The organism is Nocardia sp. NBC_01329 (assembly GCF_035956715.1).
GTDB lineage: Bacteria > Actinomycetota > Actinomycetes > Mycobacteriales > Mycobacteriaceae > Nocardia.
On record NZ_CP108381.1, the window covers coordinates 2,400,963 to 2,415,895 of the forward strand.

Genomic DNA, 14,933 nt, shown 5'->3' on the forward strand with positions numbered 1-14,933 from the left:
TCAGGTGATCGGCCGGTCGCCGGTGATCGCCAGGAAGGCGTCCTCCAGCGAGGCGGATTCGATCTCGATGTCGGTGAAAGACGCGCCGGTGGTGACCAGTTCGCGGATCAGCGCGGTGGCGTCGTTGGTGAGCAGGTGGGCGCGGTCGGCATCGGTCTCGATCGAGGTGACCCCGCGCAGTTCGGGCAGCACCGGGTCGGTCAGCGTGACCCGTTTGAGCCGCACCCGGCCGCGGATCTCGGCGACTCCGCCGTCTGCCAGCACCCGGCCGTGGTCCAGCACCACGACCCGGTCGGCCAGCGCCTCCACCTCTTCGATGTAGTGGCTGGTCAGCACGACGGCACCGCCGTCGGCGTGAAAGGACCGGATGCCGTCCCACAGAGCCCGGCGAGCGTCGACGTCGAGGCCGGTGGTCGGTTCGTCGAGGAAGACCAGCCGGGGACGCCCCACGAAGGCCAGCGCCACCGCGACCCGGCGCTGTTGGCCACCGGAAAGGCCGCCGGTCTGCCGGTCCGCCAACTCGGTGAGGTCGAAGCGGTCGAGGAGTTCTGTGCGGCCTACCGGGTCGGGGAAGTGTGCCGAGACGAAGTCCACCAGTTCGGCGACCCGCCAAGTCTCGGGTAGCCCGGTCTCCTGCGGCGTCACCCCGATCACGCGGCGGGTCGCCTCGTTCCGAGGGTCGCCGCCGCATAGTTCCACGCTGCCGGAACTGGGGCGCAGCAGACCGACCATCACATTGATCAATGTGGACTTCCCGGCGCCGTTGGGGCCCAGGAGCCCGAGCACCTGTCCGGCTGGGATGTCCAGGGTCACGCCGTCCAGCGCGGTCTTGTTGTCGTACCTGCGGGTGAGGTCGCGAGTGCGGGCGAGAATCGTCATGCTGTGGCCTGTCGGTTGGGGTCGGTCATGATCGGCGGGAGGCCGGGGAAGACGAACGGCCCGGGTTCGCCGTGCGGTACCACCGGCCACGCCTGCCCGGTGCCGCCGCGCGTGAGCACCAGCTCGGCGACCTCGGCGACCCGCTCCGGTGGCAGAACGGCCACCCCCATCTCGGTGATGAACGGGGTCGCCTCGCCGAGGATCGGGGTGTCGATGAAGGTCGGGCACAGGGCGTTGACGGTGATGCCGTGGGCGGCGACGGTGGGCGCGACCGACCGGACCAGCCCGATCACGGCGTGCTTGGTGGCCGCGTACAGCGGTCCAATCGGGCTCTCGGTCAACCCTGCCAGGCTGGAGGTGGCCAGGATCGCGCCGGAACCCTGCGCGGTGAACACCTCCAGCGCGGCGTGCAGGCCGTAGACCACTCCGTCGAGGTTCACCGAGACCAGGTCGCGGTAGTGCTCGGGCCGGAACTCCTCGACGAAGCCGCTCTTTTCGCCGATTCCGGCGTTGAGCACCGCGATGTCGAGACCGCCGAAGTGCTCGGTCGCGGCCTCCACCGCCGCGAGGTTGTCGGTCCGCTTGGTCACGTCGGTGTGGACGAACACTCCGCCCAGCTCGGCTGCGACGGCCGCTCCGGCCTGGTCCACATCGGCGATGAGGACGCGGGCACCGCGCGAGGCGAACCGCCGGGCGATGGCGGCGCCGATTCCGCCGGCACCGCCGGTGATGAGTACGGCTTTTCCGTCGAGGGGGCTCATATGTTCTCCAGGTGTGGGCTGGGCTGGGTGGCGAGGTCGATGGCGGTGGTGATTTCCCGCAGGTAGCGGTCGATGTCGAGGTCGGGATCGTGGGAAAGCGCGGTGGGGACGGCGTCGATCGCGGCGCGGACGATGCGGGCCATGACGGTTACGTCGAATTCCCGGAACTCGCCGGCCGCCTGGCCCGCGGTGAGCAGTTCCACCAGCGGCAGCAGCATCTGCCGGTCGGATTCGGTCGGGTCGATGCCGGGCAGGTCGGCCAGACCGCCTCTGGTGACGATCTCCACGATCGCGACCATCCGCGTCGGGTGGGCGCGCATGTATTCCAGGTTCGAGCGGATGTAGGCGCGCAACCGGCCGGTGGGCGTGGTTTCGGCGTCGATCATCGGTGCTGTGAATGCGGCCCCGTCGGCGTAGACGGTGGTCATGACCTGCCCGATCAGTTCGGACTTCCCCGCGAAGTGGTACGAGATCAGCCCGCGACTGATCCCCGCACGGGCGGCGATCCTGCCCATCGACGCGCGGTGGTAACCGACCTCGGCGATGGTCTCCACGGCGGCGGTCACGATCTGAGTTCGGCGCGCCTCTTCGATGAAGGAACGCGACTGGCCGTCATGATCAGAATTTGGCACCATAGCCAAAATTTAGCACATCAAGCCAGCCGTCTGTCTTGGTAGCCAAAATCGCGCAGCTGGGCGGCGGCTGTCTATGCCGCGAGAGGCATGTAGAGACGATGGTCATCGCGGCGGAGCGGTCGAGCCGGGAACGACCGGCGGTTACGTGGCCGGGCAGGCATCCACCCCCACGCTGGTAGAGCCGCAGGAAGCTACAGGCCGAATCGGGGTTCGGCGGCTCAGTCCACCGCTCCGGCACTACTTCGTACTGCCCTGACGATCGTCGCCGTCATGCAGGGCGAACCATCCACAGTCCCTGCATCCCGGCGATGTCTTCTACGAACCCGCAGAGGTCCGCATTCAACGTTTCGACGCGCAGAACGACGGTGTCACCTTCCTCGGCTACTTCCTACTCGACGCTGCACAGGTCGTCGAGCTCGAATTCCCCACCGAACAGTCGCTCGCTCGCGCGTGCGGGGGTTCCGGTAGTAACGGCACGTGGGGTCCAGATCCGAGAAATCCGGCGCTAAGGGCTCGTAGTAGTCGCGCGGAAAACAACGACAATGGCTCGACCAGCGAATATGTCCCGTAGCAGCTCGGGCTGCTGAGGCTGGATCCTGATTCGGAGGCGTAGATCCGGCGCGACTGGGTGCGGCGGAGGCTCAGCGGTGGCCGACGAGGGCGGTGATGAGCTTGCGGGCGCTGGCCCGGGTGAGCCGCCGCACCGCGCGGCCGGCGGTTTCGGCTTCTCCGCGCGGGAGGATGCCGCTGCCCTTGACCGCCTTGGCGAACTCGGCGTCGAACCGGTCGGGATCGGTTTGGGCGGCGAGGGTGTCGAGGTAGGCGACCTGTTTCACGCTGGCGGGTTCGACCTTGGCGGCTGCGGTGCGCTCGCGCAGCTGCGCGTAGCGCGCGGCGCTGGCGGCCTTGAGCGCGGCCTGCGTCTCGGGGCTGCGGTCGACCACATGCACCGGGTCGGTCCAGTCCTGGGTTGCCGGGGTTCCGGTGACCGCTTCCCACAACGCATTCGCCGTCAAGGCGTCCTCGTCAACGCCTTCGGTGAGGCCGGGTCCGACCAGTGCGGTGTATCCGCCGCCGGACTTCACCACCGTGAACCCGGCCGACTCGGCGTGGGTGGTGAGCCAATCTTGGCCACACCCGCAGTAGCGGGCATGGTGACGGCCCCACTTCGAGTGCAACGCCTCGTACACGAGACGGTCGCCGTAGTGATAGCTGTCGCGCGTGAATCCCGACACCGTGCCAGTCTTCCATTACGGGCCGGCGGTCGGGAGTTATTCGGCGGACTGGGGTTTCGGAGCGTTCCCGCCCAGATTCACGAAATCCGGCGCTAAGGAGTTGCCGCAGATAACCGCCCATTATCTGCGGTAACCTAGGTCGGCAGGTTCGAGCGACCTGGCGCTACTCCCCGGCCCGTTCGGGGCGACTCCGTAAATTATCTGCGGTAGTGTCGATCGGGCTCCAGCGGTCGAGCGGAAGGGTGATCGTGGGACAGGTGCGGACATTGCCGATGCGGGGCGTGCGACTCAAGGACGCCACTGAACAGTTTCTATCGACGATCCCGAGCCCGAATACCCGGCGAGGGTATGCGGTGGCCCTCAAGCAATTGGTGCGCGACTTCGGTGCCGATTCCGATGTCGGTCTCCTCGAAGCCGAGCGGGTGGGTGGCTGGTTCACTTACAAGTGGGGCGGAGTCTCGGCGCAAACGTTCAACGTCCGCCTCGCCTCACTCCGCGCGGCGTGCGACTACTGGCGGCTCCAACAATGGCTGGTCGGCGACCCGCTCGTTCGGTTGGTGCCGCGCAAGGTGGCGCCCGATCATTCGCGGGCGATGACCCGTGACGAAGTCGGCCGAGTACTCGGCGCGGATGTGGCGCTGCGAGAGAAGGTGCTGTGGACGATGCTGTACGAGACCGCGGCACGCACAGAGGAACTGCTCGGGCTCGATGTGCCCGACCTGGACACCGTGAACCGCGCTGCGACCGTCACCCGCAAAGGCGGCGCGACCGATGTCGTGGCCTGGCAGACCGGCACCGCCCGACTGCTGCCCAGAATGCTGGTCGGGCGCCGAACTGGGCCGGTGTTCCTGACCGACCGTAAAGCCAGACCTGGTGTGGCGGTCAACGACATCGACAAGACGACCCTGCGTGGGCGGCTGTCGTATCGCCGCGCGCTGGAGCTGTTCGAACAGCACACCAGCGAATTCGCCCGTGGACCGTTCACCTTGCACCAGTTGCGTCATTCCAAGCTCACCCACGCCGCCGAGGACGGCGCGTCGACACCGATGTTGATGCGGATGAGCGGACACACCTCGGTCCGCTCGCTCGGGAAGTACTCGCGGCCATCGGCAGAGTCGCTGATGCGCTGGCAAGCCGACACCGACCCGCTCACCCGGCGTCGCCGCTAACTGCTCGGGCACGACGAACACGGGCAGGTAAGCGACCCTGACACAGGGACTTTCGAGCTCCGACAATTTGGTGTGGAAACCTCAGTCGTACCGGGAGTCTCTCTACATGTCAGGCATCACACGCCGACTGCTTCCCCTCGGAGTAACGTTCGAGCGCATGCAGATTCCCGACCTCGGCACGTTTGTGCTCGACGGTGAGCTGGGCTGGTACAAGAGCGAGCCGATCCCGGTGGCAGTCCTTGACGGCGCTTGGTGCCGCCTGATCCTCGACGGCTATGACGATGACCCGGCACCGGAAGACTTCCATGCGGCAATCCGGGCCTTCCTGGGCCTGGACCCGTCGGCGCTTCGGGCGGCTGCAACGTCAATTTTCGCGTACTACCGCGACATTATGGATGACATCGTCGCCTCCGGGGACGATGACTGGTACGTCGGTATCGAAAGCCCGCACGATGTGTTCAACCATGTCCGGCTTGGCGACGAACCAAGAATCGTCCGCGATGCCTACCGTGATCGGCATGTCTATGTGGAGTTGGAATGCGAATGCGACTGGGAGCCAGAGCATGGCCTGCAGATCGTGTTCAGGGACGGTCGGGCCGTGAGCAAGGTTGGGCCGTATGACGGGCACCTGACCAACTCGGCCGCCTATGGCGACGACCGTCTTGACCAAGCCATCTACGTTGCCAGACACATGCTCTGAGGTATTCGGGCGACAGTGCCCTATGGTTCTCAGACGCGCTCTGAGCTTGTCTTTTAAGTGCGCCACGGCTTCCGGTACGAGGCCAACTACGGGTTCGTTCCGGGCACCAGGGCACCCGACGGCGACGAACTCGACGCCTACTTCCTGGGCACCACGGTGCCCCTGGAACGTGCGCAGGGCGAGGTGATCGCGATCGTCCACCGTACCGACGAGGACGACGACAAACTGGTCGTCGTGGCGTCCGGCACGACGATGAGTGACGACGAGATCAGCGCCGCGGTGAACTTCCAGGAGATCCCCGGCCGCTACCGCATCCTGCGCGCCTGACCCACGCTCACTCGTCGTCTTCGCTCGCGTCGGGATCGCGCAGCGGACGGTGCTTGCCCTCGAGTTCGGGCAGGTGGAAGCTGTAGTGCCCTTCCAGTCGCACATGTTTGCGCATGAACGGCGAGAGCCGGGCGGTGTCCTCGTCGCGGACCGGATAGTCCTGGGCGCGGAGCTGATCGAGGGTGCGGTCGAGGTAGACCGAGTTCCACAGCACCACGCAGTTCAGGATCAACCCGAGCGCGGAGAGCTGGTTCTCCATGCCGTCGAGGTAGGTGCGGGTGATCTGGCCCTTCTTACCGTGGAACACGGTGCGGCCCAGGTCGTGGCGGCCTTCCTGAAGGTTGGCTTGGGCCTTGGCCTCACGTCGGTAGGGCTCGTCGTCGGCCAGGCGCAGGATGTGCAAGGTCTTGAAGATCCGCCCGTAGTGCGCGATCGCCTGCCCCAACCCGGTCGGGTTACCGTCGCGCGAGATCATCCGGGTGACCTCGTGGCCGGAGACCTCACCGCGGTTCATCGACACCGCGATCCGGCACATATCCTCCCAATGCTCGCTGATCTTGTCCAGATCGATGCGGCCGCGCGCTGCGGCGTCGAGGGGGCCGTAATCGGCGCGGGTGTCGATGCGCCACAGCCGTTGATCGGGCAGGTTCGCCAACTGCGGCCGATACTTGCGGCCCAGCAGATGCAGCAGCCCGAACACGATATCGCTGTAGGAGCCGCTGTCGGTGATGATCTCCTCGGGCACCTTGCTGCCGGTCGGTTGGCGCAAGATCACATCGATGGCGTTGAGGCTGTCGCGCGGGGTGCCAGAGACGACCATCGCGTTCAAGCCGGCTGCTTGGTCGTTGAGCATGTTCAGCCAAGTCGAGCCCCGTTTCGGACCGAAATACTTTCGATTGGGTCGGGCGTGGATCGACCGGACCGGCACGACGAACCGCATCCCGTCCACCGACGCGACGGCCCCGCCGCCCCACAACGCCGCCAACGGCACCGCCGCTTGGGCGTTGACCAGCACGGTGTTGGCCGCGGCCATCGTGTCCGGCCGCACGTAGTGCTGATCGACATGCCGTAGCCGGTCCCTGGTCAGCGCTTCGTTGCCGGGCGAGACCACCGAGGTCAACGCGACATTCATCGCTTCCGAGCACAACACGGCCGCGACCGAGAGCCCGAGATCGGCGACACGGGCGCTGCTGCCCGCGACGTGGGTGAACGCCTCACCGAACTCCGGGTGCCAGCTCATCACCTCCAACACCATCTCGGGCAGATCCACCCGAGGAATCATCGCGGCCGCGCGGCGCCGCAGATCGGTCAGCGATGGCGGGTCCGGCACCGCCGCGAGCGCGGCCAAGTGCAGTCGGCCGTTCTCGTCGACGGAGGCGGGAGCGGCGTCGCCGAGGCGTTCGGCGACCTCGCGATACATCGCGTCGAGGCTTTCCGCCAGTTCGGCGAGCTGTGCACGCGGGTTGTCGGGTAGCCCGAGCGCGTTGAGCCCTTTCTCCCGGGCCTGCTCCCAGTCCATGCCGGTCAGCAAGTGCGCGCGCGGGTCGCGCCACTTCGAGGAGTTCTCGGCGAAGATGTTGCGGTGCTTGAGCTGTCGATGGAACTGTTCGAGCACACACAGCGTGTACGCGGCCCGGTCCACCGTCTCCTGCGGCCGCCCCTCCGGGTACACCAACCGCTTCCAGCCACCGCCCACCAGATCGTGATCGACTTCCCGCGCGTCCAACCACTGAGCGGGGTGTTTCCCGCGACCACGCTGGGGTGAGATCAGATCCGCCAGCACCTCCATCGCGGCCAGCACCGGTTTGCCCGCCCCGGTGGCACCGAAATCGATAGTCGCCATCATCGCGGGCAGAAACGACCGCACCGTGGCGAACCGGTTCATCAACTCCTCGAACCGTTGCTCGTCGAGCTCGGGGTCGGCTTGGGGCACCAGCTCGTCGATCGCCGCGAGCGCGGCCCTCAGTTCCGCCTTCGACACGGTGTTCTCGATCAGGTCCCACACCATCTCCAACGACAGGTGCGGGGCGCTCTCACCCATCTCCAACAGCACCCGCACCGCGCGAGCAAGCTTGCCGGCGTTGCGACTCACCCTCGGGTAGCGCGCCAGCTTCTCGTCCTTGGACTGGCGATCAGCCTTGGCCATCAGGTCGGTCACCATCAGCAGGTCGAACAACTCGAGTGCGTCGTCGATGGCCTTGGACCGCAGGGTGAACACCGTCGCGGTCAGCAACGCCAACGCGCGCTCCCGCTGGGTCAGCAGCCGCCGCAAATGCGAGGTCTTGCCGGTGATCCCGTGTGAGGCCAACGCGATCAACCGCCGCGCCGGCACCTGCGTGAGGTCCACCGAGGACGGGACCACCGCGTTCAGGTCTCGCACCCGCCCCAACGCGTTTTTCATGCCGGTTGAGGATGGCGCAAACACGCCCTTGCGAAGCCGCTCCAACTCGACCACCTTGCGGCGGCGGGGGCCTTCCTCGCGGCTGTCGAGCAGACCGAGCAACCGGGCGGGCTCGCCGCCGCGTAGCTGTTCGGCGAGATGGCTCCACAGCCGTGTGTCCGCGACCTGCTTGCCCTCGGTGACCAGCCGTTCCAGCGTCGTGACGCCAGGCAGCAGGGCGTTGCATTCGCGCAGCCATCGCACGGCGCCGTCGAGCAACACTTTCGGGCTGTCACCGGTCGTCCACGCCTGATCAACGACCCAGGCCACCAACTCGCCTTCGACGTCGGCGAACGAGGTCAGCTCGCACACGGTCTGGATCTCCCATGCGTGTTCGAGTTTCGTCTTCTCCCGCTCGGTGTAGGCGCTCACACAACCGGGGTCGGCGATGTCGAGCTGCTCAGCGAGGTAGGCGACCAAGTCGGCGGGCACGTCGAGCGGATCAGCGAGGAAAAGACCCAGGTACCGGACGGTGACGAGCTGGATCGCGAATCCGAGCCGGTTGTGGCCGCGGCGCCGGGCCGCGATCAGCTTGCGGTCTTCGTCATCGAGGTAGAAGAACCGCTCCAGCTCCACCCGCGACAACGCACCGAACCGGCCGTATTCGACGACAACCTCATCACGCACAGCCGGTCATGAAACCACCTGCTGGGTCAGCCTGCCAGTCGAGGCGGGCGAATCCGCTCCAACGCCAACAGGATTCACCGCTGCGGCAGTGCGCCGGGCCTTACCGCCGGATTTCTCGGATCTGGACCCCACGTGCCGTAACCGCCGAAAAACCAACGGATATGGCGTAGCCGCAGCTGGCCGCTGGTGAGGCCAGGTTCGGTCTGCGGTGGAGGCGGGTTACTGGTTGGCTTGGCTCCCAACGTGGTTGGTTGGTGGGAGGTCGGTTTCGTGGCGACGCGGGTGTTCGCGGATGAGGAGTTGGCGCGTCTGCGGGAGTTCCCGGAGATCGGCCGCGAAGAGCTGTTCCGGTTCTTCACGCTCTCGCCGGCGGATCTGGCGTTCGTCGATCCGGGGCGCGGGCGTGGTCCGGCTGATCGGCTCGGTATCGCGATCGCGTTGTGCACGTTGCCATGGCTGGGGTTCGTGCCGGACCGCGTGGTGGGCGCCCCGCCGGTCGCGGTGGCCAGGCTGGCCGAGCAGCTGCGCCTCGACGGTAGCGAGATCCGTTCCTACGGCCGCCGCGCCCAGACCCGCACCGATCATCTGCGCCTGGTCGCCCAGTATCTGGGCTGGCGGGCGGCTGGTGCGCTCGAACTCAAGGAGCTCGACGAGTTCCTGCTCGCACGGGCGATGGAGCACGATTCCCCGACTCTGCTGTTCCGGTGGATGTGAGTACCTGATCTCGGCGCGGGTGATCCGGCCCGGCCCGGTGAGCATGGTCGAACGCATCGCTCATGCCCGTGAGCAGGCCCAGCGCGAGACCTACGACCGGCTGGCCCACGAGTTCACCCCGGCCCGGTGCACCGAGCTGGACGCGCTGCTGGTCACCGATGCCTCGTTGGGGGTGTCGCGGTTGCGGTGGCTGTCGACCGGTCCGGTGGAGGCGTCGGCGGCCGCGGCGCGCGCGGAGGTCGACAAGCTGGCGTTCCAGCGCGGGCTGGGCGCGGACCGCCTCGATATGTCGGTGCTCCCGACCGAGCGGCGGCGGTTCCTGGCCACGATGGGGCGCCGGTTGACCCCGCAGGCGCTGGAACGCCGGGACCCGCAGCGCCGGTACCCGATCCTGCTCACGGTGCTGGCCCAGTCGGGCACCGACGTCCTCGACGAGGTCGTGGCCTTGTTCGATCAGGCGATCTCGGCGAAGTTCGGTGCCGCCGAACGCCGGATGCAGCAGGAACTGGCCGAACGCGGCCGCTCCGGAGAGGACCGCCAAGCCCTGCTCGACGACCTGCTGGCGATCGTCACCGACCCGGCGGTGGCCGATGAGGAGATCGGCGCGCTGATCCGCGGCGATGCGATCGGGTGGGAGCGCCTGCGCGCGGCGATCGCTCAGGCCAAACCCCGGTTGCCGCGTGATCACGGGCATCTGGCCGCGCTGGACTCCTCCTACAACTACCTGCGCCAGTTCACGCCCGCGGTGCTGTCGACGGTTGGTTTCGCTGGCGGGACCGCCGCGTCCGAGCTGCTGATCGCGGTGGCGATGCTGCGCGAACTCAACGCCACCGGGCGCCGGAAGGTCTTCGACGAGGCCCCGACCGGCTTCGTGCCCGCGAAGTGGCGCGGCTACCTCGACGCGGCGCGCAAGTCCGGCAGCGCTACCGCCTACCGGCACTACTGGGAGCTGTGCGTGCTGCTCGGGCTGCGCGACGGGCTGCGCAGCGGGGACGTGTACGTGCCCGGCTCACGCCGCTACGCCGACCCGGCCGCCTACCTGCTCACAACCGAGCAGTGGGAACCACAGCGCGGTGAGTTCTGCCGTCTGGTCGGGCGCCCGGCCGACCCCGGCGTCGCCCTGGCCGCCGTCATCGACGAGCTGCACACCGCGGTCGGTGAACTCGAAGCGGTGCTCGCCGAGGGTGAGGGCCCGGTGCGGCTGGACGGTGAGTCCGGGGAGCTGGTCATTTCCCCACTGACCGCCGAGGACGTTCCGGCCGAGGCGGTCGCACTCAAGGCGGAGCTGACCGAGATGCTGCCGTTCGCGCCGATCGTGTCGCTGCTGATCGAGCTGGACAAACGCACCGGCTACCTGGACTGCTTCACCCACGCGGGCGGCAAGGCCACCCGCAGCCCGGAGCTGAAACGCAACCTGATCGCGGTGCTGCTGGCGCACTCGACCAACCTCGGGCTGACCCGGATGGCCGAGGCCTGCGGCATCTCCTACGACATCCTGTCCTGGACCGACGAATGGGGTATATGCGCGAGGAGACCCTGCGCGCGGCCAACCTGGTGATCATCGGCTACCACCAGCGGCTCCCGCTGACTCCGGTGTTCGGCACCGGGACGCTGTCGTCGAGCGATGGGCAGCGCTTCCCGACACGCGGGAAGTCCACGACCGCGCGGCCGATGAGCCGCTACTTCGCGAACGAGGGCCTGTCGACCTACACCCACGTCACCGACACCCACGCCACCCACGGCACCAAGATCATCGTCGCTACCCGCCGCGAAGCTCACTACGTGCTCGACGAGATCCTGGGCAACGCCACCGATCTGCCGATCACCGAGCACGCCACCGACACCCACGGAGTCACCCTGGTCAACTTCGGCCTGTTCGACCTGCTCGGCATGCAGCTCTCGCCCCGGATCCGGGACCTGGGCCGCCTCACCCTCTACCGGCCGGGTCCGCGCGCGGGCGCCGAGGCCCGGTTCCCGCACGCGGGCCCGTTGATGACCCGCAAGGCCAACCTGGATCTGATCGCCGGGCACTGGGACGATCTGCTCAGGTTGGCCGGTTCGCTGAAGTTCGGGCACGCCACCGCCTCCCTGCTCGTCGGCAAGCTCTCGGCGTCGAGTCGCCAGAACACCCTGGCAGCGGCCCTGAAGGAGTACGGGGCGCTGCGGCGCACGATCTACGCCGCCAAGTACCTCGCCGAGCCGGACTACCGGCGCAAGATCGCCCGCCAGCTCAACAAGGGCGAATCCCTGCACGCGCTGCGCCGCGACCTGCTCTATGCGCACGAGGGCATGATCCGGGCCCGCCAGCTCGCCGACCAGACCGAGCAAGCGTGGTGCCTGACCCTGGCCACCAACGCCGTGATCGCCTGGACCACCGAGTACTACGGCCTCGCGGTCGAGCAGATGCGCCGGGCCGGACAGCGAATCGACGACGAGGTCCTGGCCCACATCAGCCCCGCGCACAGCGCCAACATCAACTTCTTCGGCGCGATCGAAGTCGACATCGACGCCGAACTCGCCGCGCTCGGCCCGACGGGCTACCGGCCGCTGCGGGTGCGCGACACCCTGTTCTGACCGGTCCCGGCGTTACCCCAGGGCCCGGTTCGTGTGCTCGCGGTCGAGCCATTCGGTGGTCGTCATGTCCGGGATCAGGTCCGCGCAGGATCGTCCGTCCTGGGTCCAGTCGTGGTCCCAGGCTCGCGGGTAGTGCGGTCCGGCGATGTAGCCGAAGGAGTAGGGGCGCCCTCGACTCCGATCCGCAGCTTGTCGGCGGTGATGCCCGCCCACTGGCGTCCGGAGTGCCAGATGATCACCCGCCACACCCGGCCAGTGGCGAGCCCGACATATGCAGAGGTTAGGACTTACTGCGTGCGAAAAGAATCGCTTGCTGAGCTTTCGCATTCGGGTCGAGCAGCATCTGGGCCTCGACCACGAATCCGGCATCGTGCAGCCAGGACGCCACCTGGTCCGGCTGACGGCGGTGGACATGGACCTTCATCGGGTGACCGCCGTAGCCGTCCGTCTTCAACAGCGACTCGTCGCCGACGTGAAACAAGAGTTGCAACGGTCCGCCGGGACGCAATGCTCGGTGGAAGCGCCCGAATACAGTCGGCACCTCGTCGTCTGGGATGTGGATCAACGACTGCCAGGCGAGCAGGCCGGCCACCGAAGTGACGGGCAGGTTCAGCTCCGTCATCGAGCCCACCTCGAACCGCAGGCCGGGGTGGTCGCGCCGGGCCACGTCGATCATCGCCGGGGAGAGGTCGATACCGAAGGCGTCGACACCGAGCTCATGCAGGTGGGCGGTGACTTCACCGGGGCCGCAGCCGACGTCCGCGACCGGTCCGCCGCCAGCGGTCCGCACGCTGTCGGCGAACAACGCCAGAGCCGCGCGAAGGTACTGGTGTCCGGCGAGGGCGCCGCGCACTTGGTCGGCATAGCTGACCGCGACCGTGTCATAAGAGGTTCGGGTGTCGGCCAACCAGTCATCCGTGGTCATGACCGGCACGATATTCCATGATCGCGGCGGACTCGGCGCTAGCCGGGAACGACGAAGGTGCCTCCACCCGGCCGGGTGGAGGCACCGGTATGCAGGACGGCATTGCTCATGGCGCCGGCCCCGAGAGACTCTGGCCGACTCTGTCATACGGTGGCGTGGGCATCAGTGACTGCGGCGAACGGCGGTACGCGTCTGGCCGTGACCGCGCAACGATAGCAGTGATACCCCGGATAATGGCCTGTTATCCGGGGTAGTGGGGCACGCGACCTGCGGCGGACCCCGCTCCGCCGCGTACACGAAGTGGCCCCGTTATCCAGGGCAAGCCTGGAGAAGGGATCCGATGGCCGCGAAGGTGACCCGGCTACGCACAGCCCCGCCGGCGCGCACCCTGCGCTCGGCCGCCGAAGCGTTCCTCGACACAATCGGATCGGCGAACACCCGGCGCGCCTACGGCATCGCGATCGTCAAGACCGTCGACCAGCTCGACGGCCGCGGCCTCGATGGGCTCATCGGTCACAGCCGCGCCCTGGACTCGGTCACCGACGCCGAAGTCGGCGCCGCGCTGGAAACACTGTGGGGCAACGCGGCGGTCAACACCTGGAACGCACGCCGCGCCGCCGTCGGCAAATGGCTTTCCTGGTGCGCCGAACAGGGCTGGACCGCACCGAAGGTTCCCGCCTCGGCCGCACGCTCGACCCCGCCGGACTCCGACACCCCGGTCCGTTCGCGCACCGCGATCGACCGGCTCATCGCCCGCCGTGAGATCCACGTGCGGGAGAAGACGCTGTGGCGGATGCTGTATGAAACCTGCGCCCGCGCAGAAGAACTGCTCGGACTCAACGTCGAAGACCTCGACCTCGCGGGCCGCACCGCGGCGGTGAAGTCCAAGGGCGCCAAACCCCGCACACGCCGCCGCGGTGCCACCCACTACGAACACGTCCTCGAGAACGTGTACTGGGACGCTGGCACCGCCCGCCTGCTTCCCCGGCTGATCCGCGACCGCACCCGCGGACCGGTATTCGTGACCCACCGCCGACCGGGGCCCGGCAAGTACCTCGCCGACCGCGACGTCTGCCCCGACACCGGCCTGGCTCGGCTGTCCTACGACAAGGCCCGCGACCTGCTCGACGCCGCCACCGCCGTCGATGGACCCGGAACCGGCTGGGACCTGCACGAACTGCGCCATTCCGGACTGACCCACCTCGGAGAATCCGGAGCCGCCCTGCTGGAACTGATGGCCAAGTCCCGACACCGCAAACCTGAGAACCTGCGCCGCTACTTCAAACCGTCCCCGCGGGCGATGCGCGAGCTGACCTCGATCCTGGGCCCGGGAGCCGAACGCGGACGCTGACCAGCAGCTACGCCATATCCGTTGGTTTTTCGGCGGTTACTACCGGAACCCCGTGCGGTGCGCGCCCGTCTCGAAGCACTGGCCGTCGCACCGTCAAGCCTCGTGCTGCTCTGCGAATACATCCCGTATCCGACGTCGGACTGGCTGCGCGAGAACCCGGCCGGCATTCGAATCCTCAGGCGTTCACCGATGCCACCTGAGGAATTCGAATCGCCCGTACCCGGGCGCACCAGCATCAATCACGCCGATATGAAATCACCAGCTCAACAGCAGAATTCAGCCGTCCGCTCACCGTGACTTCTCTCCCGGGCGCTCCTCATCCCCGGTTCGGCCGGAAACCGATCCAGCGCCGCATACTCTTGATGGGCCGCGGATTCCTATATCGGAAATCGACAGACATCACAGTTTCGAATTTGATAATCGTGGCGTGTCGCGATCGGAGTTGTGCGATGTGCGTCGGCGCCGGGTGCCCGGCTGGAACCCGCTCAAACCAACAGAGCGGGGAACGCAGTGATCAAACCACCGCCCACCAACAGGGGGTCCCGGTAGCACTGACGAAGTTTCGGCCGGATATAGCCGCGACCTGCTCTGATCCG

The 14,933-nt window shown here is 67.4% G+C and carries 10 protein-coding genes and 1 pseudogene; 5 read left to right on the forward strand and 6 right to left on the reverse strand.

Annotation, left to right across the window (positions count from 1 at the left end; translation table 11 throughout):
• The 4 genes from OG405_RS11200 to OG405_RS11215 form a co-directional block, all read right to left on the reverse strand.
• Positions 1 to 879, reverse strand: coding sequence for an ABC transporter ATP-binding protein (locus OG405_RS11200; RefSeq protein WP_327151559.1), 879 nt, complete (start codon positions 877 to 879; stop codon positions 1 to 3).
• The gene (locus OG405_RS11205; RefSeq protein WP_327151560.1) at positions 876 to 1,640 is read right to left on the reverse strand and encodes an SDR family NAD(P)-dependent oxidoreductase; all 765 of its coding nucleotides are present in this window, start codon (positions 1,638 to 1,640) and stop codon (positions 876 to 878) included. The genes OG405_RS11200 and OG405_RS11205 overlap by 4 nt, the downstream gene beginning before the upstream one ends.
• A complete protein-coding gene (locus OG405_RS11210; RefSeq protein WP_327151561.1) occupies positions 1,637 to 2,275 on the reverse strand; it encodes a TetR/AcrR family transcriptional regulator in 639 nt (212 codons plus the stop codon). Before OG405_RS11210 ends, OG405_RS11205 begins: the two co-directional genes overlap by 4 nt.
• 641 nt (positions 2,276 to 2,916) lie before the next feature.
• Complete coding sequence (locus OG405_RS11215) at positions 2,917 to 3,510, reverse strand: hypothetical protein (protein ID WP_327151562.1); 594 nt, start codon at positions 3,508 to 3,510, stop codon at positions 2,917 to 2,919.
• 353 nt (positions 3,511 to 3,863) lie between these two features.
• Here OG405_RS11215 and OG405_RS11220 point away from each other — a divergent pair, with 353 nt between their 5' ends.
• From OG405_RS11220 to OG405_RS11230, 3 genes are all read left to right on the forward strand, one after another.
• Positions 3,864 to 4,679, forward strand: a complete 816-nt coding sequence (locus OG405_RS11220; protein WP_327151563.1) for a tyrosine-type recombinase/integrase — start codon at positions 3,864 to 3,866, stop codon at positions 4,677 to 4,679.
• A gap of 157 nt (positions 4,680 to 4,836) precedes the next feature.
• A complete protein-coding gene (locus tag OG405_RS11225; RefSeq protein WP_327151564.1) occupies positions 4,837 to 5,379 on the forward strand; it encodes a DUF6985 domain-containing protein in 543 nt (180 codons plus the stop codon).
• A gap of 57 nt (positions 5,380 to 5,436) precedes the next feature.
• Positions 5,437 to 5,706: an inorganic diphosphatase gene (locus OG405_RS11230; protein WP_327151565.1), complete on the forward strand. Its 270-nt coding sequence runs from the start codon at positions 5,437 to 5,439 to the stop codon at positions 5,704 to 5,706.
• 7 nt (positions 5,707 to 5,713) lie between these two features.
• Here the strand turns inward: OG405_RS11230 and OG405_RS11235 are convergent, their stop codons facing one another.
• Positions 5,714 to 8,773 carry a Tn3 family transposase gene (locus OG405_RS11235; RefSeq protein ID WP_327151567.1) on the reverse strand — a complete coding sequence of 1,020 codons (3,060 nt, stop codon included), beginning with the start codon at positions 8,771 to 8,773 and terminating at the stop codon, positions 5,714 to 5,716.
• A 270-nt stretch (positions 8,774 to 9,043) separates the two neighbouring features.
• Between OG405_RS11235 and OG405_RS11240 the strand changes: the two are divergent.
• Positions 9,044 to 12,061: pseudogene (locus OG405_RS11240) on the forward strand (Tn3 family transposase).
• A gap of 280 nt (positions 12,062 to 12,341) precedes the next feature.
• Here OG405_RS11240 and OG405_RS11245 read toward each other — a convergent pair.
• A complete protein-coding gene (locus OG405_RS11245; protein WP_327151568.1) occupies positions 12,342 to 12,986 on the reverse strand; it encodes a class I SAM-dependent DNA methyltransferase in 645 nt (214 codons plus the stop codon).
• A gap of 340 nt (positions 12,987 to 13,326) precedes the next feature.
• Here OG405_RS11245 and OG405_RS11250 point away from each other — a divergent pair, with 340 nt between their 5' ends.
• Positions 13,327 to 14,337 (forward strand): tyrosine-type recombinase/integrase, encoded by a 1,011-nt coding sequence (locus OG405_RS11250; RefSeq protein WP_327151569.1) that lies wholly within the window; start codon positions 13,327 to 13,329, stop codon positions 14,335 to 14,337.
• The last annotated feature ends 596 nt before the right edge of the window (positions 14,338 to 14,933 follow it).

What these genes read in the sequence shown, in the direction of transcription:
- OG405_RS11225 (WP_327151564.1), top strand. Translation starts at nt 4,837, where the DNA reads ATGCAGATTCCCGACCTCGGCACGTTTGTGCTCGACGGTGAGCTGGGC.
- OG405_RS11245 (WP_327151568.1), bottom strand. Translation starts at nt 12,986, where the DNA reads ATGACCACGGATGACTGGTTGGCCGACACCCGAACCTCTTATGACACG.
- OG405_RS11250 (WP_327151569.1), top strand. Translation starts at nt 13,327, where the DNA reads ATGGCCGCGAAGGTGACCCGGCTACGCACAGCCCCGCCGGCGCGCACC.
- OG405_RS11205 (WP_327151560.1), bottom strand. Translation starts at nt 1,640, where the DNA reads ATGAGCCCCCTCGACGGAAAAGCCGTACTCATCACCGGCGGTGCCGGC.
- OG405_RS11200 (WP_327151559.1), bottom strand. Translation starts at nt 879, where the DNA reads ATGACGATTCTCGCCCGCACTCGCGACCTCACCCGCAGGTACGACAAC.
- OG405_RS11210 (WP_327151561.1), bottom strand. Translation starts at nt 2,275, where the DNA reads ATGGTGCCAAATTCTGATCATGACGGCCAGTCGCGTTCCTTCATCGAA.